The sequence below is a fragment of the Ruegeria sp. HKCCE3926 genome (assembly GCF_017872515.1).
In the GTDB taxonomy this organism is placed as follows: Bacteria; Pseudomonadota; Alphaproteobacteria; order Rhodobacterales; family Rhodobacteraceae; genus Ruegeria.
Genome location: NZ_JAEDOU010000007.1, coordinates 70,937 through 90,847, shown reverse-complemented (window position 1 = coordinate 90,847; position 19,911 = coordinate 70,937). Strand labels below are relative to the sequence as shown.

Sequence of the window (19,911 nt, the reverse complement as noted above, 5' to 3'; positions counted from 1 at the left end):
TTTAAGCCGTTGCGCTACAGGCGCGCGCCATGCAAGGTTGAGCCCAAAGAGGAGAGCACGATGCACCGCTTTGTTTTTATTTCAATAACTTACATAATTGGCCTTCTGATCCTTCCCGCCGCCGTTCTGGCGCAGAGTGCGGTGCCTGAGTTCCGCTATGTCACCTCTCGGGACACGGATTTTTACGGGTCGGATCTGGATCCGTTGTTCGACACCGATCTGAAGTCCTGTGTTCAGGCCTGCTCGGCCAACGCGCAATGTACGGCGTTCACCTATAACACCCGTTCCGATGCCTGCTTTCCCAAAAGTGGCGTGAACAGACAAGAGGCGTATCAAGGCGCATTGTCCGCGCAAAAGGTGCCAAGCAGCGAACAGACTCTAATCTTGGGAAAAACGCGCGCGCAAGCACTGAGCGTCCTGAGTTCTGACGATCTGGATCACGCAAGAAAACAAGCCCGCGATCTGGGATTCCTGCACTCGGCAGGGGGGTATGATCTGCGGGCCGTTCTGGATGCCGCGCGCGACGCAGGCAGTGTCGCACAAACGATGCAGTGGACCGGTGTCGCCGTATCGCTCAGCGACCGCGCGGATCTTTGGGTGGAATATGCGCACATGCTGCTGGCCATGAACCCTTCGGGTTGGACCGAGCGGCGCGACCTGCGCAACCGCGCGCTGAATGCGGCGATCAATGGCTATCTGCGCGCCGAAACCCCCGGCACCCAGATCGCTGCTCTGATGACCCTTGCGGACGCCCTGGAAGAGGTTGAGCGCGGGCGCGACATGATTCCCGTTCTTCGGTTGGCCGAGCAGGTGCAGCCGCGCGAAGACGTGCTGACCGCATTGGACAAAGCCATCGGCAAATACGGTTTCCGCGTGGTCGACAGCTCGGTCGAAAGCGATGCGGCAGCCCCCAGGATCTGTATCGAATTCTCGGAATCACTGGTCAAGGCCGGGGTCGACTATGATCCCTTCGTTCAACGTGACGCCGATGGGCTAGTCGTGCAGGCCGAGGACAGCCAGCTTTGCATCGATGGGGTCGCGCATGGCCAGCGTTATCGCCTGACATTGCGCGAAGGCTTGCCTGCCGCCTCGGGCGAAGCACTGAATCGCAGCATCGAACTGACCCATTATGTACGCGACCGGACGCCTTCGGTTCGGTTTCCCGGACGCAGCTATGTCCTTCCGAAATCTGCCAACGCGGCCTTGCCCGTCGAAACGGTCAATGTCACCGAACTGGACCTGACCCTGCGGCGGGTCAGTGACCGGAACCTGTTGCGGGCCGTGCAACAGGACTTTTTCGGCCGCCCGCTCAGCGAATGGCAGGAGGAAGAATTCTCGGACCAGATTGCCCAGGACATCTGGACGGGTACTGCCGAGGTTTCAAACCAGTTGAACCAGACCATGACGGCACGTCTTCCCATGGCCGAAGCGATCTCGGATCAACCTGCCGGTATCTATGCATTGACCGCCCGCGTTCCGGGGGCCGATCCCTATGACGATCCCGGCGCAACGCAATGGTTTGTGCTTTCTGATCTGGGGATCAGCACCGCCCTGGGCACTGACGGGCTGCACGTGACCGTGCGCGGGCTAAGCGACGCGGCACCGCGCGAAGGTGTCGAAGTTTCGCTGATCTCAGGGGCGAACGCCGTCATCTCATCGGCACAGACCGATGAAACCGGCTATGCAAGGTTCGATCCGGGCCTGACACGCGGCAAAGGGGCCAGTGCGCCTGCTCTGGTGACGGCGGCAATCGATGAGAGGGATTTCAGCTTTCTCTCGCTGACCGATCCTGCCTTTGACCTGTCGGATCGCGGCGTTGAAGGGCGCGCACCGGCGGGGCCGGTCGATGTCTTTCTGACCACCGACCGAGGTGCCTATAGGGCCGGCGAAGTAATCCATGTCACCGCCCTGTCCCGCGATGGCAAAGCGCAGGCCATCGAGGGCCTGCCTCTGACGGCGATCCTGTATCGCCCGGACGGGGTGGAATACCGCCGGTCTGTCTCGGATGGCGGTGTTGCCGGGGGCCATGTCTTTGCCCTGCCCGTGGCCGCAGACGTACCGCGCGGCGCATGGAAGATTGAAATCAAATCCGATCCAATAGGCGATGCGCTGGCGCGTCAGACCGTTCTTGTCGAGGATTTCCTTCCCGAACGGATCGATTTCGAACTGACCCTGCCCGACGCACCCCTGCGCCCCGGCAACAGTCCACCGCTCGCGATCGACGCGCGCTATCTGTTTGGAGCGCCGGGGTCGGACCTGAGCATTGACGGGCAGGTCATCGCCCGCCCGGCGAACACGGTCCCGGGCTACGACGGATATCGCTTTGGCCGCTATGATGCAGAAACCTCGATCAAGAGCACATATTTCGGAGACACGCGCACAGACGCAACCGGGCACGCGACCGTGGCGGTCAAAGTCCCCGTGTTAGAGACTGAAGGAAAGCCAATCGAAGCTGAAATCATCGCCCGGCTGGCCGATGGCTCGGGCCGCCCGGTCGAGCGTCGCCTGACCGCGCCCGTCCTGCCGCCGCACCCTGTTATTGGTGTCAAACCTCTGTTCGACGAAGTCATCCCGGAAGGCACCGAGGCAGCGTTCGAGATCGTTGGCCTGTCTCCTGAGTTGACGCCCGTTCCGATGCGTCTCCGCTGGACGCTGAACAAGATAGAAACGCGCTATCAATGGTACCAGCTTCACGGCGACTGGAACTGGGAACCGACAACGCGCCGCAGCCGTGTCGCCACCGGCGAGGTGGACGTCCTCTCTGACCCTCTGACGCTGACGCAACCGGTGGAATGGGGGCGCTATGAACTGGTGGTGCAGCGAGTTGACGGAACATATTCCGAAACCGCCGTCGATTTCTATGCGGGCTGGTATCAGGCCGCCGATGCATCGACCACGCCGGACCGGCTTGAAATGTCGTTGGATCGCGACAGCTATCGCATCGGGGATACGGCGCAGTTGCGGATCGTGCCCCGCAGGGCCGGTGTCGCTCAGATCGAAGTCCTTTCGAACCGTCTGATCCACCGCCAGATCGTGGAGGTGCCCGAAGGGGAAACTCTGATCCCGATTGAAGTGACCCAGGATTGGGGCGCCGGGGCTTATGTCACCGCAACCGTGATCCGCCCAACGGATGTTGCAGCCGGTCAGAACCCGGCGCGGGCGATGGGCGTTGCCCATGCCAGCATCGATCCAGGGGACCGCAGACTTTCCCTAGCTATAGATGTGCCCGAGGTCACCGCACCACGTCAGACGCAAAAAGCCCGTATCAGGGTCGAAAATACCGTGGACGATGAGCCGGTCTGGCTGACGCTGGCCGCCGTCGACGTGGGCATTCTGAACCTCACCGAGTTCAAAAGCCCGGACCCGCAAGGATACTATTTCGGGCAGCGCCGTCTGGGTGTTGATCTGCGGGATGTCTACGGGCGACTGATCGACGGCATGAACGGAGCCATGGGCACAGTGCGCTCGGGCGGCGACAATGACAGCGGGATGCGTCGCCAGTCTCCGCCACCGACACAAGACCTGATGGCCGTGTTCAGTGGCCCGGTCGAGATCGGCGCGGATGGAGAGGTTGAGATCGACATTCCCCTTCCTGCCTTCAACGGAACCGTCCGGCTGATGGCCGTCGCGTGGTCGCGCAAAGCCGTCGGTCAGGCCGAAGCTGAAATGATCGTCCGCGACCCGGTGGTCGCTACCGCCAGCCTTCCGCGCTTCCTTGCCCCGGGCGATCAAAGCCGGATGCGTCTTGAGATCGTCCATGCGGATGGCACACCCGGAGAAATGGCACTTGGCCTGACCGCCTCCAAGGGTTTGGAACTGGGCGCGGCACCGGCCAGCTTTTTGCTGGAGGACGGTGGCAAGGCGGTTTTCGAGATCCCGATCACGGCCGGCACCATCGGCGATCCTGAAATCAGCGTATCGATCACCACACCTGATGGGCTGGACCTGTCGCAAACCCTGCGCATGCCGGTGCGGGCCAATGACCCGGTGATTGCACAGACGCGGCGTTTTGCCTTGGGCGCAGACGATAGCTTCCTGTTTTCGCAGGATGTGTTTGACGGGTTCCAGCCGGGTTCGGCCAAGGCCATCCTGTCCGCCGGAGCATTGGCCAAATTCGACACGCCCGGTCTGCTGGATCAGCTGAACCACTACCCCTATGGTTGCACCGAACAGATCACCAGCAAAGCGCTGCCGTTGCTGTACCTGTCATCCGTTGCGCAAGCCACGGGGCTGGGGGATGGCCCGGTTGTGGATCAACGCATCGCCGATTCGATCCGCAGTATCCTGACTCGTCAGGCCGCAAACGGCGCCTTTGGCCTGTGGCGCGCAGACAGCGGGGATTTCTGGCTGGACGCCTATGTGACCGACTTCCTGTCCCGTGCCCGCATTCAGGGGCATCTCGTGCCGGACCGGGCGTTCGCTCAGGCGATGGACAATCTTCGGAACAGGGTCAATTACGCGCCTGATTTCGACGAAGGCGGTCAGGACATCGCCTATGCCCTGATGGTTCTTGCGCGGGAAGGCGCGGCCTCGATGGGCGATCTGCGCTATTACGCGGATGTCAAAGGGGATGCCTTCGACACCCCTCTGGCGGCGGCGCAACTGGGCGCAGCTCTGGCCTCTTACGGCGACCAGACCCGAGCGGATGCGATGTTCAACCGTGCCGCGCGGATGCTGGATCGGCAACTGAACCAGCAACTGAACGTCTGGCGCGCTGACTACGGCACCCACCTTCGGGATGCAGCGGGCTTGTTGAGCCTTGCCGTGGACGCGGGCAGCGAGGCGATTGACCGCGATGCTTTGATCCAACGGGTGAGCACCGGCCGCGCGTCGCTGTCCACTCAGGAGGCCACGTGGTCATTGCTGGCGGCGCACGCTCTTGTGTCTGATCCAACGGGATCGGGCTTGATGGTCAACGGGGCGCCGGTTTCCGGTCCGTTTGTGAAAGTTCTGCAATCCGGACAGGCGGATGAGATCAACGTCACGGCCGCCGACGGTCAGGCGACGGATATCACCTTGACGGTCACAGGCATCCCGGAGGTTCCGCCCGAGGCAGGCGGCACCGGCTATGCAATCGAACGGCGGTATTATTCGATGGATGGCGATCTGATCGATTCAGAACGCTTTGCCGTGGGTGATCGGTTCGTCACCGTACTGCAAGTTACACCGTTCGAAAACGGCGGTGCGCGGCTGATGGTGAACGATCCACTGGCCGCCGGGATCGAGATTGACAACCCAAGCCTGCTGCGCTCGGGCGAGGTCCGATCGCTGGACTGGCTGGATCTGTCCGACGCCACCCATACCGAGTTCCGCTCGGACCGGTTCCTGGCCGCCGTTGATTTGTCCGGTCGTGAAACCGTGACGCTGGCCTACGTGGCGCGCGCCGTGACACCTGGCGTGTTCCATCATCCGGCGGCCTCGGTCGAAGACATGTACCGCCCGCAGAACCGGGCGCGGACATCTGCCGGACGGGTCGCGATCCAGTGACCGGACTTGCGCCATACCCTTGTTTGGGTGGTCGTCATGCCTAAGCGGTCGCGGTTCTTGTTTGCGCTGGCCGGAGCACTCTACCTGACGGCGCTGGCACGGGATGGTGTTGACCGCTGGGTCGATGCCACAACCCTGCCTTCCGTTATGGCTGAAACTTCGGTCGAGATGCGGGACCGGAATGGCGACCTTCTGCGGGCGTTTCCAGTTGAGGATGGCATCTGGAGGCTGCAGCCCGGCGCAGTTGACCCGGATTTCATCGCTATGCTGATCCGGTACGAGGATAAACGGTTCTGGACCCACGCCGGAGTGGACCTCATCGCGATGCTGCGGGCTGCCGGGCAAAGCCTGTGGAACGGGCGTAACGTGTCGGGCGGGTCCACTCTGACCATGCAGGTGGCGCGGTTGATCGAAGATGGTCCAACCGGGCGCTGGAGCGGGAAATTTCGCCAGATCAGAGTCGCATTGGCGTTGGAGCGGCGTCTGAGCAAACAGGAAATCCTGAACCTTTATCTGACCCATGCCCCCTATGGTGGCAATCTGGAAGGGCTCCGCGCCGGCGCCCGCGCGTGGTTTGGAAAGGACGCCACCCGGCTGACGCCCGCGCAAAGCGCCCTGTTGGTTGCGTTGCCGCAATCCCCCGAGGCCCGGCGCCCGGATCGCAAGCCCGAGGCTGCCCGGCAGGCCCGCGACCGGGTTCTGAACAGGCTGGTGCGCCACACCGTCCTGACCGATGCCGAAGCGCGCGCGGCCATGACCGAGCCTCTTCCGGATCGGATGAATCCGTTTCCGCGTCTTGCACCTCATCTGACTGACCGCGTGAGGCGGCAAGCACCCGCAACACAGGCCTTCGATCTGACTCTGGATGCCGGATTGCAGGCCCGGCTGGAAACCTTGGTGGCCCGGGCCGCCAACCGCGTCGGACCACGCGTTTCCGGGGCTCTGATCGTGGCCGACCATCGCAGCGGCGAGGTTCTGGCATCGGTCGGATCTGCCGGGTACCAAGATGCCCGTCAGGGGTTCGTGGATATGACCCGGGCCGTACGGTCACCCGGATCGACCCTGAAACCTCTGGTCTACGGGCTGGCCTTCGATCAGGGGCTGGCCCACCCCGAGACCCTGATCAGCGACAGCCCCGTGATGTTTGGCCGATACGCACCGCGCAATTTCGACGGCGCCTTCCGTGGCGATGTCCGGGTGCGGGACGCCCTACAGCTGTCGCTGAACATCCCCGTCGTGCGCCTGACGAATGAGCTGGGCCCCGCTCGGTTGATGACAGCATTGAGGTTGGCCGGATCAGAGCCACGTCTGAATGGCGCAACACCCGGATTGGCGATTTCTTTGGGGGGCGTGGGGTTGAGCCTGCACGATCTGGTGCAGGTTTACGCCACTCTGGCAGCTGGCGGCACAGGCCCGATCCTGCATCATGACGTTCTGGCAGACGCCCAGCGCACCCGGCGCGTTCTGTCGGAAACCTCGGCCTGGCAGGTTTCGGACATTCTGGCCGGGCTTGCGCCACCGGCAGGCGGTGCAACAGGGTCGCTGGCCTACAAGACCGGCACGTCTTATGGCCACCGCGATGCCTGGGCCATCGGCTTTGACGGGCAGCACGTCATAGGGGTCTGGCTGGGCCGCGCCGATGGAACGCCTGTTCCCGGCGCATTCGGGGGCGACCTTGCCGCACCCCTGTTGGCCGAGGCTTTCAACCTGTTGAAACCCGATCTAACGCCCCTGCGCCCACCGCCACCTTCGACCTTGCTTGTCGGCGCGGCCCAATTGCCTCAGCCGTTGCAGCGATTTCGCCCCCGCACGACAGCTTTCAAGGATGATCCCGCGGCGCCGGACCTGCTGTTCCCGCCCGATAACGCCGTATTAGAGACGTCAGGAGCACCTCTGACGGTCAAACTGCGTGGCGGCGTCGGGCCGTTTTCCGTACTGGCAGATGGCGTGCCGGTGCTGACCGGGCAGCGGCGACGAGAGTTCGAAATCCCAAATCCGGGGACCGGCTTCACCTCACTTGTCGTGGTGGATGCGCAAGGTCAATCCGACAGGGCGTCAATCAGGATCGATTAGCGCCGCCCCTCGCGCAGCCAACCGCCCAACAGGAAACCTCCTGCCAACAGCAAAACCAGCCAAGGCGGCAGCAGACCCGCCTGGGTAACATCCCGTGTCTCGTAGGCATCGCGCGGGGTCAGACCGATCCAGCCCCGACCAGCCGCCGGGCGCCCGGCGCGCACGTTGCGGATCGACGGCAATCCATCTTCCACCCGGATCACGCCGCCCCGCATGCCGGTCAGAACCGGTTCAAGAACATCCCCCGTAGCGATGGTGCGTTCAAACTCCTTCGGCGCGGCGGGACCAAGCCCGATCACGGCCATGTGGTCACCTTCCTGCAAACGGTAAAGACCAATCTCGGGCCCATAGTATTGCGCTTCGAACCGCCCCGGAGAGACCTCCTGCAAGGTGATTTCCAGCGTTTCGCCGTTCGGGCGCGTCACAGTCACCGGACCCACATCATCCCCAAGCGTCTGTCGAATGATGCGCATGGACTGGCCGTTGGCTTCGGCCCACAGCGCCTCTTCCTCGAGTTCGGGTTCCTTCATCATCCAATGGGCCAGCCTGCGCAAAAGTTCCAGTTGCGGACCGCCACCTTCAAAGCCACGGCTCCACAGCCAGGCATGGTCCGATGCCAGCATCGCAACACGCCCTTCGCCCACTCGGTCCAGAACCAGCAGGGGGCGTTCGTCAATGCCCGTCATCAGAACCTCGCCCGAGCGATGGTTCACATCGATCTGGCGCAACCAGGCCCCCCAATCCTCGGAATCGCCAAGATTTGTTGTCACCGGATGGCGCTGACCCAACGCGCTGACCTTTGGAACAAAGCGTTCCTCGAAGACACGCGCGGAAGGTTGCGCTGGCAGGATGGGCGCCAGCGGCGACCGAAAAATGCTGTCAGCTCCGGCGAAATCCGGACCGGCGGCAATCAGAACGGCGCCGCCGTCATTGATATAACTGGTGACGTTGTCCAGATAGATTGCAGGCAGGATGCCGCGCCGCTTGTAACGGTCGAATATGATCAGATCGAAATCGTTGATCTTTTCCAGAAACAACTCGCGGGTCGGGAAGGCGATCAAAGACAATTCGTCCACCGGCACGCCATCTTGCTTCTCGGGCGGGCGCAGGATGGTGAAATGCACCAGATCGACCGAGCTGTCGGATTTCAGCAGGTTGCGCCATGTGCGCCCGCCCGGATGCGGCTCGCCCGAGACCAGCAGAACGCGCAGGCGATCCCGAACGCCGTTCATCTGGATCAGCGCGGTGTTGTTGCGGTCGGTCAACTCGCCTTCGGCCAGGGGCACGGAAAACTGGAGCACGTTGCGCCCGCCATGAGGCAGGGTGACAGGCAGTTCGACATCCCGACCGATTGGAATACTCAGCTGCTGAGGCTCACCACCATCCACGGAAATCTCCAGCGGCGCTGTCGCGGCACCCGCGGGGGCTGCTCCGCTGTCTTCAACGCGCAGGGTCAAAGTCACCGATTCACCGATGATGGCAAAGGCAGGCGCATTTCGGACGATAAGCCGGCGATCCCAGTCGTCCGCACGCCCGGATTGCAGCAGATGCATCGGCGCTGGCAATTCCGGGGCCTGATCGGCATCGTGCACGATCCCGTCCGATACCACCAGAATGCCTGCGATGCGCGCACGCGGCTCTTCGGCCAGGGCCTCATTCAGGGCGGCCATGACCTGCGTGCCCTCATCCCCGTCACCGTCGCCGATCCGAATGCGGCGCAGTTCCGTATTGTCGCGCGCCTCAATCTCGGCGGCCAGATCTTCGGCGGCCTGCGCCGTTTGTTCGGCCCGGTCCGAAAGTGTCTGGCTGGCGCTTTCATCCTCGATCATCAAAACGATATCCGTCAGCGGCGCGCGGTCCTCGACTTGATAGACCGGACCGGACAGTGCCGCGATGACAACCAGGGCCGCCAATCCCCGCAGGGCCCAGCCCGACAAGCCGCGCCACAAGGCCAGAGCTACTCCGACAGCGGCAATCGCCCCCACAGCAGCCAAAAGCGGCCACGGGATCAGCGGGTCGAATATGACGGTTCCGGTCATTGTCCCAACCTGTCCAAAAGGGCGGGCACGTGGACCTGATCGGATTTGTAATTCCCGGTCAGCACGTGCATCACCAGATTGACGCCAAAACGATTGGCCAGTTCGCGTTGCCGTTCCCCGGCATACCCACGACCGACAGGCAAAAGGGCCTGGCCGTTGCGATCCACGGCCCAGGCCCCGGCCCAGTCATTGCCGCCGATAACCACCGGTGTCACGTTGTCATTGAGGTTGCGGAATGGCATCCCTTCGATCTGTTCTGCATCCCCGGGTGCAGCTTCGACCCAGACTTCTGCGCCGGAATAGCGGCCCGGGAAATCCTGGAGCAAATAGAATGTTCTGGTCAGGACGTGATCGCGGGGAATCGGCTCTAATGCAGGGATATTCAGCGGTCCGGCCAGTTGCTGCAACTTGCGGCCATTCGGACTGGATGCGCCGAAACCGGCAATATCCGCATCGCGCGTATCAAACAGGATCATCCCACCCGAACGCAAATAGGCGTTCAGTTTGATATACGCCTCGGCCGAAGGTTGCGGCTGGTTCGGCGTGATGGGCCAATAGAGAAGCGGAAAGAATGCCAGCTCGTCTCGTTCCAGATCAACGCCGATTGGGTCCGCCGGTTCGACAGAGGTGCGAAAGAACAGGGTTTGCGCCAAGCCCCGCAATCCGGCCTCGGCAATATCGTCCACCTGCGTCTCACCGGTCAGCACATGCGCCAGCACAAGCTCGTGCGTTGCAGCGAGGGCAAATTCGGTATCTTCGGGCGTCTGCGCCTGTACGTCCGGCACCAGCAGAAAAGCGGCCAGCGCGGCAGCCGCCGTTCGCGCCAGGCCCAGCCTGCCCGACAAGGCCAGCGAGGCAATCACGTCAACCGTGAGCAAGATCAGCGCGAGGCTGAGCAACAGGCCACCAAGCGGGGTTTCCGTGCTGACCTCCTGCCCTTTGATCGGCACATTGGCGGGCCAGGTCACAGGGCGCAGCTCGGTTTCTTCCGAAACCACGTTCAATGCCAGCTTCTGCTTTCCGCTTTCATAGAGACCCGGACGCAAATCTGGCCCGATCCGGCCCGAGATCAGCTGAACGCCATCCACACCGGCCAGGGTTCCGGCATCTGACAGGGCGCCAAACCCGTCCATGATCTGAACCGGCTCCCACGTGGTGCCTTGCAGTTGCGATTCTTGCCGCGACTTGGCTGCCGAAGCCACGGCCAAACGATCCAGCATCTCGACGAACAGGCCCGACAACGGCAGGCTGGACCATTCGGCATCCGCAGTGACGTGAAACAGCACCACCTGCCCAAGCCCCAAAGCCTTGCGTGTTACCAACGGAGTCCCGTCAGACAGCGAAGCAATCACGCGATCCGCCAAGTTAGGGTCTGGTTGCGCCATGACTTGGGTCGAAACAACCACGTCCTTTGGGATATCCAGGCCGAAAAACGGAGAGCTTTCGGGGAATGGAGCCAGCGTCTTGGCTTCGCCCCAGCTCATCGCACCGCCGACAGATCGTCCACCGCTGCGCAGCCGCGCCGGCAACAGGGTGTCTTCGGTATCCCTGCCCAGATCGCTGGCCGCCATGCGCGGACCGGCAAAACGCAGCAGAAGCCCGCCCTGTTCGACCCATTCGATCAAAGCGGCCTCTTCCGGCTCCGACATCTGCGCCACGTCCGACAGGACGATCACATCCGGGTTGGCGGGCAGAACCTCAAGCAGGCCGCCATCGACAAAATCCGCGGTCGGGACCAGAACCTGCGTCAAGTAATGGAGGGGTGACAACAGCTCCAGCCCTTCACGGTTGCGGGTTCCGGCAATCAGCGCAACCTCGCGCCGGCGCAGACTGTCATCGGTCAAAGTCACAGCCCCGGCGGACCTTTGGCCCTGAATTTCAAACCGCGTTATACGGGCGCGCAATTCCGACGGCAGCGCCAGATCGGCCTGCGCCGAGGTTTCGCCGACCTCCAGGGTCAGCTCAACGGAATGCAGCACCCGGGCCGTGCCCGCCGGATCACGGCCTTGTGCCAATACCGTCACGCGGTCTTCCGGTCCGGGGCCCGCGCGCTGAACGGTCAATTGGATCAGCCCGTCCTGATAGGCCGCAGGCCGGATCGCCACGGGCCGGGAGGCCGCCTGATAGACCGTCACATCTCCGCGCGCCTGAAGGCTGGACACCAGTTCAGCGTGGTCTGCATAATCCAGCCTGTCACTGAACCAATGGGTATCAAATCCGCCGTCAACGGCGTTCAACGCGGCAATAATCTGAGCAATCTGATCCGCATTCGGCTGCCAGGGGTTCGGGGTCAGCCCCGGCAAACGCCCACGCCACGCTTCCGCAGCCTGAAATACCGGTGTTTCCGGCTCTGTCAGGCGCAAAATCGCAACCGTTCGGCCCGCGCGCCCGGCCTCCGACAGTTGCGTGTCGATTTGGTCAAGTGTCGCCGGCCAGCGCGCGGCTCCGGCCCAACTGGCGTCCAGCACCAGCAGCAGCGGCCCGGTTCCGGTTTCATCCCGTGACGGGTTCAGAACCGGCCCTGCCAGCCCGATGATGATCGCAGCCGCCGCCAGCATCCGCAGCAGCAACAGCCACCATGGGGTGCGGTCGGATACGCTTTCGTCGTCCTTAAGGCCCAACAGCAGCGTGACCGCCGGGAACAAGCGGCGGATCGGTGCGGGCGGAACCGCGCGCAGGATCAGCCACAGGATCGGCAGAGTCAGAAGACCCAGCAACACCCATGGCGCGGTAAAGCCGATGCCCGCCAGAACCGTCATCGCGTGCCCCCATCCAAGGCCCGATAAAGCCATAACAGAGCCGCTTGTGCGCTGTCACCCGTGTGGTGCAGGCCCAGTTGCCAGCCCGTCGCTCGGCACAGTTGCCTCAACGCGTCCTTGCGGTGCGCCAGGCGTTCCAGATAACGGTCCCGCAGCTCGGCGGCCTTGAGCGTTTCGTGTCGGACGGACCCTCCGACGCTTTCGAAAATGGTGCGCCCGCGATAGGGAAACGACTCTTCACCCGGATCCAGCACTTGCAGAACCACGCCGCGCACGCCGCGGTCGGCGGCTTTGGTCAGGGCAAGTTCAACCTCATCCATGGGGCCCAGAAAATCCGAGATGAACACGGCGCGGGCATGAGGGATCATGGCGCGGTGTTCGGGTGGGGCGTAATCCGCTTGATCATCCTCGGACCAGGCCTGCGCCAGCCGAATGATCTGCGCATTGCCGCGCCGGGGCGGCAAGGTGGTGCCGGTCAGACCTACGCGTTCACCGCCGCGCACCAGAAGGATGGATGTCGCCAGCCCCAACAGCCGCGCGCGATCCGCTTTGGTCGGCAGGGTCTTGTCGGACGCAAACCGCATCGAAGCCCCCTGATCGACCCACAGCATCACGGATTGCGCGATCTGCCATTCCCGTTCACGTACGAACTGCTGATCCCCCCGCGCCGAGCGGCGGTGATCGATCATGCGACGGCTGTCGCCGACCTGTGCCGGGCGGTATTGCCAGAAATCATCCCCCATCCCGGACCGCCGTCGACCGTGGTCGCCCAGAAGAACGGTTCCGGCCAAGTGCTCAGCCCGCGCCAAGAGGGGCGGTAGCCGCGATGCCTCGGCTTCGGATCTTTCGCGAAGGGTCAGCTCGGCATTCACGCCGCGGCCTCGGTCCGGATCAGCCCGACAGCGGTCGAATCAATCAGCTCTGCAAGGCTGTCACCACGCGCCCTTGCCGCAAAGTTGAGCGCCATCCGGTGGCTGAGCACCGGGCGCGCCATATCCAGAACATCCTCGGCATTGGGTGCCAGGCGCCCCTGCAACATGGCCCGCGCGCGCACCGTCATCATCAGCGCCTGCGCGGCACGGGGGCCCGGACCCCAGGCCACGGTTTCGGCAACCCGTTCGGACACACCGGGTTCTTCGGGGCGGAACGCCCGCACCAGATCAAGGATCAGTTCAACGACGGATTCTCCGACCGGCATCCGGCGCAACAAGACCTGCGCGGCCAGCAACTCTTCCTTGCTGAAAATCTGATGCGCCTCTTCCTCTTCAACCCCGGTCGTAGCCAGCAGAATATCCCGCTCTGTCTGGCGGTCGGGGTATTCGACGTCAATCTGCACCAGGAACCGGTCAAGCTGGGCTTCGGGCAGCGGATAAGTGCCTTCCTGCTCGATCGGGTTTTGCGTTGCCAGCACGTGGAACGGCGTACCCAATGAACGATCTTCACCCGCCACGGTAACGGTGCGTTCCTGCATCGCCTGCAACAGCGCCGATTGTGTCCGCGGACTTGCCCGGTTGATTTCATCCGCCATCAACAGTTGACAGAAGATCGGGCCGGGAATGAACCGGAAATGGCGGCTGCCATCGTCGGCAGTGTCCAGAACCTCGGACCCAAGAATATCGGCGGGCATCAGATCGGGCGTGAACTGAATGCGGCTGCCATGCAGGCCCATCACCGTCGACAGAGTCTCGACCAGGCGTGTCTTGCCCAAACCCGGCAGACCGATCAACAGGGCATGGCCGCCGCACAAAAGTGCGGTCAGCGTCAGGTCCACGACCCTCTCCTGCCCGATGAAGCGGCGGGTGATCGAGGCCTTGGCCTCTTGCAGCTTGTTTTCCAGCGCTTCGATCTCGGCTACGAGGTCGGCAGGTTCGGTCATGACTTTCCCTTCCGTGGACTATTATGATTGAAGTGTATCGCGCTGAGAGGAAATGGCAAAAGCAATGAGCGGACAAAAACCTGTGAAACCGTCGCCAGATGGTCTGGCGGCATCGGTCAAGGCGGCCAAAACCAACGGTTTACCGCCCGTTCACCTCTGGAATCCTCCGTTTTGCGGCGATCTGGACATCAAGATCGCAAAAGATGGCACATGGAGTTATTTAGGCTCACCCATCAACCGTTTCGAGCTTGTGAAGCTTTTTTCCTCAATTCTTAAGAAGGAAGACGGCAAATACTTCCTCGTCACCCCGGTCGAGAAGGTGGGAATCACTGTAGAAGACGCGCCGTTTGTCGCAGTGGATTTCGTCCGGGACGGGGATGGAAAGGACCAGTCCTTGACCTTCACAACCCATGTTGGCGACCGGGCCTTGGCCGGAGCTGATCATCCGATCCGAATTGTAATCGACCCTGAAACAGACGAACCCTCACCCTACATATTGATCCGCGACAACCTTGAAGCTCGGATAGACCGCAAAAGCTTTTACCGCCTCGTCGAGATCGGAACGCACCACGACGGCTGGTTCGGTGTTTGGTCAGGCGGGCAGTTCTTTGGCCTGATCCCTTCAGCCGACCTGAGCTGACCGCGGCGCGCGATCCTGTGCCAGCACGACAGCCATTGCAACAATGCCCGCACCAAATGCCCGGGTCCAGTTCCACTCGTCCCCCAGCATCAGCATGATCAGCATCACGTAGAACGGGGCAACATTGATGTGAAAAGAGGCCAGCGCCACGCCCAGCTTGCCGACGGAGGTGATGAATAATACCTGGCTGAGACCCATGGAGATAAGCGCATAGATCATCAGCATGCCCGCCTGCTGCGTGTCGAACGCAGTTGCAGGCATCACGTCCAGACCAAACTGCGCCGATCCGAAAACCAGCAGCGATGCCATGGCCAGCCCTCCGACGAAGGTGATCGTCGTGCGCCCGGTCTGGCTCAGTTCGGCGAAATCACGGGCGGTTGCCATGCTGGCCCAGCAGAACAGCACCGTTGATCCAACCGCACAGGCCGCGCCCAGACCCAACTGGGCCGGGGCCAAGGCGCTGGTGGCGATCAATCCGCCGACAATCGACACAAGAACGCCCAGCGCAAAATTCCACTTCAGCCGGCGTGTGCCAGCAGCCAATTCAAGCAATGTGGCCACCAAAGGTGCGCAGGAGACGATGATTGCTACCGTTACCGGGTCGGTTAGCTTTTGCGCCAAGATCAACAGGAACATTCCCAACCCGATTCCAAGGCCTCCGACGGTCATTGCATGACCCCAGCGGGCTGAAACAACCCGGCGCGGCCCGTCCAGAATTACCCAGACCGGAACCATCACCAACACGGCCAGCGCCAGTCGCGCGGCCAACAGGGCGACGGGCGGCCATGTTTGCAACAGCACCTCGGCCGCCGGAAACCCGGCCGCCCATGTCAGCATCGAAGCCACGGCCAACCCGTTGCCCGACAAGGCAGAATGCTGTCCCGCCGGCGCAGAAAGGCTGTTCCCGCGGACGGGGTCTGGGCTCATCGCCATCGTTTTCAAACCTTCCATTGGCACGGCGTCAGAAAATTGATTCGCCGCAATGCAGGAAGCGTTTCCGATTTCATCGGGTCGATCTGGTCGAATTTCGACAAACTGTCGTTTTCTGTCACTTTCACAGAAATCAACGCGCGGATAAGGTCGGGCCACCTGAAACCCATGGGCCGCCTATGCCAAAATTCGCTGCGAATATCTCATTGCTCTTTGCCGAACTTCCGTATCTGGATCGGTTTCAGGCAGCGGCAGATGCCGGGTTCAAGGCGGTCGAGATCCTGTTTCCGTACGAACTGGCTGCAAAAGAAACCCGGCGTGCCTTGCTGGCCAACGGGCTCGAACTGGTTCTGATCAACGCGCCTCCGCCGAATTATACCGGTGGCGCACCGGGTTATGCCGCCATCCCCGGCGGTGCGTCCCGGTTTCAGTCTGATATCCGCCGCGTTCTGCGCTACGCTCAGGTGCTGCGGCCGGGTTTCATTCATATCATGTCAGGATACGCCGCCGGGACGGATGCATTGGACTGCTTCGTGCAAAACTTACAGTGGGCCGCCGATTTCGCACCGCAGCAGACATTTACGATCGAACCCCTCAATCCGATGTCCCAACCCGGCTATTTCTTGAACGACTATAATCTGGCGACCGAGGTACTGGGCCGCGTGGATCGCCCGAATGTCGGTCTGCAATATGACAGTTTTCACGCACATATGATCCACGGCGACGCGCTGGCCGTCTGGGAGCGTTTTCACCCCAGCGTTGTCCACGCCCAGATCGGGGCCGCCCCCGAACGTTCTGAACCGGGGCGCGGGCCCACGGATTTCACGCAGCTTTTCGCGGCAATGGATGATGCTGGTTACACCGGTTGGGTCAGTGCCGAATACGCGCCTTCTACCGCTCGAACGGATGCGACCTTGGCTTGGATGCGACGTTAACGCCGTTCATCGGGCTGGAATTAGCAGCCCGAAAGGCGCACATATCGGGCAAGCCGTTTTCAAGGATGACCGATATGATCCCTGCCCGCTTTGCCCATGCCATCTTTGGACTGATCATGTCAGGGCTGATGTCGTGCATTGTCACCGGGATCGCTACGGTCAAGGCAGTGGGGTTCCATCCTGAAACGCTGGGCGACTGGATGGCGTCCTGGGCCTTTTGCTGGCCCATCGCGTTCACGGTGATCCTGGTCCTGGGACCTTCGGTGAAACGTATGGTCGAAGGGTGGGTCAGGCCACAAGGCTGACTTGGGGGGCTGACCCGGCGCTAGTGCGCCTCGGCCCAGTTCGCACCCTGGCCGGCATCAACGCTCAGCTTCACATCCAGTTTCACCGCCGGGTCCGAGGCACCCTCCATCACCTCGCGCGCCACATCGATCAGCGGATCCACGGAATCCTCGGCGACTTCGAACAACAATTCGTCATGGACCTGCAACAGCATCCTGGCGGGCAGCCCGTTGATCGCACCCGGCATCCGCACCATCGCGCGCCGGATCACATCCGCCGCCGTGCCCTGAATCGGCGCGTTGATCGCCGCCCGGCGCGAGAATCCTGCATGCGGCCCCTTGGCGTTGATTTCGGGCGTGTGGATCTTGCGCCCGAACAGAGTTTGGACATAGCCGTGCTCTTTGGCAAATGCCACCGTGTCATCCATATACTGTCGAATGCCCGGAAAGCGTTCGAAATAGCGGTCGATGAAACCCTGTGCCTCGGCCCGCGGTATGCGCAGGTTGCGCGCCAGGCCGAAGCCCGAGATGCCATAGATCACACCAAAGTTGATCGCCTTGGCCTGGCGGCGGATGTCCGGCGTCATCTCGTCCAGCGGCACGTCGAACATTTCCGACGCGGTCATGGCGTGGATGTCCAGCCCATCGGCAAAGGCCTGTTTCAGGGTCGGAATGTCGGCGATATGCGCCAGGATGCGCAGCTCGATCTGGCTGTAGTCGAGGCTGACCAGAACATTTCCGGGCTCGGCGACAAAGGCCTCGCGGATGCGGCGGCCCTCCTCGGTGCGCACGGGGATATTCTGCAAATTGGGGTCGGTCGAGGCCAGACGCCCCGTGTTCGCCCCGGTAATGGTATAAGACGTGTGCACCCGGCCCGTGTCGGGGTTGATATGGGTCTGAAGCGCGTCGGTATAGGTCGATTTCAGCTTGGACAACTGGCGCCAATCCAGCACCCTGCGCGGCAGTTCATGCTCGGTCGCGAGGTCTTCCAAAATATCGGCCCCGGTCGAGTACTTGCCGGTCTTCCCCTTCTTGCCGCCTTCCAGGCCCATCTTGTCGAACAGGATCTCGCCCAACTGCGCGGGTGAGCCGACATTGAAATTCTCACCCGCCAGCTCGTGAATTTCAGCCTCTAAACCGGCCATTTTCTGGGCAAAGGCGTTTGACATACGGCTCAGCACGTCGCGGTCGACCTTGATGCCATGCATCTCCATCTCGGCCAGAACCGGCACAAGTGGTCGTTCGAGCGTCTCGTAAACAGTCGTCACCTGCACCCGGTGCAGCTGCGGTTTGAACAATTGCCACAAGCGCAGCGTTATATCCGCATCCTCGGCGGCATAGGCGGTGGCCTCGTCGATCGGCACCTTGTCGAAGGTGATCGCAGATTTGCCTGACCCCAGCAGCGGCTTTATCGGGATCGGCGTGTGGCTGAGATACCGTTCCGAGAGTGTATCCATGCCGTGCCCATGCTCGCCGCCATGCATGGCATAGGACATCAGCATCGTATCATCGATCGGGGCCACATCGATACCGTGACGCCGGAAAATCTTGGCATCGTATTTCATGTTCTGCCCGATTTTGATGATCGAGGGGTCCTCAAGCACCGGCTTCAGCAGCGTCAGCGCCTCATCCAGAGGCATTTGCCCTTCAGCCAGCGCGTCCGACCCGAACAGATCATCCGCCGCACCATCACGGTGGGTCAGCGGGATGTAACAGGCTTCGCTGGCCTCGACACACAGCGAAATTCCGACCAGATCGGCGATCATTTCATTCAGACCGGTGGTTTCGGTATCTACTGCGATCCAGCCTCGCTCTTGGGCCTGGTCGATCCATTTTTGCAAAGCCGCTGCATCACGGACACATTCATACTTTGCCGCGTCAAACGGGATCGTCTCGGCCTCAACTTCTTTGGCCGCAGGCGCCGGAGCGTCGGCGATGGCCGGTGCCTCGGCCCCCAGCTTGTCGGCGATCCGTTTGGTCAGTGTGCGGAATTCCATATCCGCCAGAAAACCCAGCAGGGTCTCGGCATCGGGCTCTTTCACTTCAAGGTCATCCAGCGTGAAATCCAGCGGTGTGTTCTCGTCCAGCTGCACCAGTTTCTTCGACAGTTCGATCTGATCGCGCTTTTCGATCAGGGTCTGCCGGCGCTTGGGCTGTTTGATTTCCTCGGCCCGGTCCAGCAGTGTTCCCAGATCACCGTATTCGTTGATCAACAGCGCCGCCGTCTTGACCCCGATTCCCGGAGCGCCCGGCACATTGTCAACGGAATCCCCGGCCAGCGCCTGAACATCCACAACGCGCTCAGGAGCAACTCCAAACTTCTCGATCACGCCGTCCCGGTCGATGCGCTTGTTCTTCATCGCATCCAGCATCTCGACGCCGTCACCGACCAACTGCATCAGATCCTTGTCGGAACTTACGATGGTCACGCGGCCCCCAGCCTCGCGCGCCTGCACGGTCAGGGTGGCGATGATGTCGTCGGCCTCATAGCCTTCGAGTTCTTTGCAGGCGATATTGAACGCCTTTGTCGCCTCACGGGTCAGCGGAATTTGCGGGCGCAGGTCCTCGGGCATCGCTTCGCGGTTGGCCTTGTACAGGTCGTACAGATCATTCCGGAATGTGTGCGACCCCTTGTCGAAAATCACCGCCACATGGGTTGGCGCATCCGGCCCGGTGTTTCCTTCGACATATTTCTGAAGCATGTTACAGAACCCGGACACCGCCCCAATCGGCAGACCATCCGACTTGCGGGTTAGCGGAGGCAGCGCGTGATAGGCCCTGAAAATAAAGGCCGATCCGTCGATCAGATGCAGGTGACATCCTTTTCCGAAATTGCTCATGCGCGCGCTCCCTGTCGGTCAGGGATGGTTCTGCCACAGGGTCGCGCG

11 protein-coding genes are annotated in these 19,911 nt (G+C 62.0%); 5 read left to right on the top strand and 6 right to left on the bottom strand.

The window, feature by feature from the left end; all coding sequences use genetic code 11:
- Positions 1-60: 60 nt before the first annotated feature.
- Together I9184_RS16330 and pbpC are read left to right on the top strand one after the other, a co-directional pair.
- Positions 61-5,487, top strand: coding sequence for an alpha-2-macroglobulin family protein (locus tag I9184_RS16330; RefSeq protein ID WP_209835173.1), 5,427 nt, complete (start codon positions 61-63; stop codon positions 5,485-5,487).
- A 36-nt stretch (positions 5,488-5,523) separates the two neighbouring features.
- The gene (gene pbpC / locus I9184_RS16325) at positions 5,524-7,560 is read left to right on the top strand and encodes a penicillin-binding protein 1C (protein ID WP_209835172.1); all 2,037 of its coding nucleotides are present in this window, start codon (positions 5,524-5,526) and stop codon (positions 7,558-7,560) included.
- Here the strand turns inward: pbpC and I9184_RS16320 are convergent.
- From I9184_RS16320 to I9184_RS16305, 4 genes are read right to left on the bottom strand one after another with little or no spacing between them, the layout of a single operon-like run.
- A complete protein-coding gene (locus I9184_RS16320) occupies positions 7,557-9,599 on the bottom strand; it encodes a hypothetical protein (protein ID WP_209835171.1) in 2,043 nt (680 codons plus the stop codon). The genes pbpC and I9184_RS16320 overlap by 4 nt on opposite strands.
- The gene (locus I9184_RS16315; protein WP_209835239.1) at positions 9,596-12,358 is read right to left on the bottom strand and encodes a DUF4159 domain-containing protein; all 2,763 of its coding nucleotides are present in this window, start codon (positions 12,356-12,358) and stop codon (positions 9,596-9,598) included. Before I9184_RS16315 ends, I9184_RS16320 begins: the two co-directional genes overlap by 4 nt.
- Positions 12,355-13,230 carry a DUF58 domain-containing protein gene (locus I9184_RS16310; RefSeq protein ID WP_171637426.1) on the bottom strand — a complete coding sequence of 292 codons (876 nt, stop codon included), beginning with the start codon at positions 13,228-13,230 and terminating at the stop codon, positions 12,355-12,357. Before I9184_RS16310 ends, I9184_RS16315 begins: the two co-directional genes overlap by 4 nt.
- The gene (locus tag I9184_RS16305; RefSeq protein ID WP_152459465.1) at positions 13,227-14,234 is read right to left on the bottom strand and encodes a MoxR family ATPase; all 1,008 of its coding nucleotides are present in this window, start codon (positions 14,232-14,234) and stop codon (positions 13,227-13,229) included. Before I9184_RS16305 ends, I9184_RS16310 begins: the two co-directional genes overlap by 4 nt.
- A gap of 64 nt (positions 14,235-14,298) precedes the next feature.
- On the opposite strand from I9184_RS16305, the gene I9184_RS16300 reads away from it, so the two are divergent.
- Positions 14,299-14,874, top strand: a complete 576-nt coding sequence (locus I9184_RS16300) for a DUF1285 domain-containing protein (RefSeq protein ID WP_209835170.1) — start codon at positions 14,299-14,301, stop codon at positions 14,872-14,874.
- On the opposite strand, the gene I9184_RS16295 is transcribed toward I9184_RS16300, so the two are convergent.
- The gene (locus I9184_RS16295; protein ID WP_209835169.1) at positions 14,857-15,825 is read right to left on the bottom strand and encodes a DMT family transporter; all 969 of its coding nucleotides are present in this window, start codon (positions 15,823-15,825) and stop codon (positions 14,857-14,859) included. The two genes, I9184_RS16300 and I9184_RS16295, sit on opposite strands and share 18 nt — an antisense overlap.
- A 158-nt stretch (positions 15,826-15,983) precedes the next feature.
- Here I9184_RS16295 and I9184_RS16290 point away from each other — a divergent pair, with 158 nt between their 5' ends.
- Positions 15,984-16,739, top strand: coding sequence for a TIM barrel protein (locus I9184_RS16290; protein WP_171637432.1), 756 nt, complete (start codon positions 15,984-15,986; stop codon positions 16,737-16,739).
- 74 nt (positions 16,740-16,813) lie between these two features.
- Positions 16,814-17,044 carry a DUF2798 domain-containing protein gene (locus tag I9184_RS16285; protein WP_171117031.1) on the top strand — a complete coding sequence of 77 codons (231 nt, stop codon included), beginning with the start codon at positions 16,814-16,816 and terminating at the stop codon, positions 17,042-17,044.
- A 20-nt stretch (positions 17,045-17,064) separates the two neighbouring features.
- Here I9184_RS16285 and polA read toward each other — a convergent pair whose 3' ends face one another.
- Positions 17,065-19,863, bottom strand: a complete 2,799-nt coding sequence (polA, locus tag I9184_RS16280) for a DNA polymerase I (RefSeq protein ID WP_209835168.1) — start codon at positions 19,861-19,863, stop codon at positions 17,065-17,067.
- Positions 19,864-19,911: the final 48 nt, after the last annotated feature.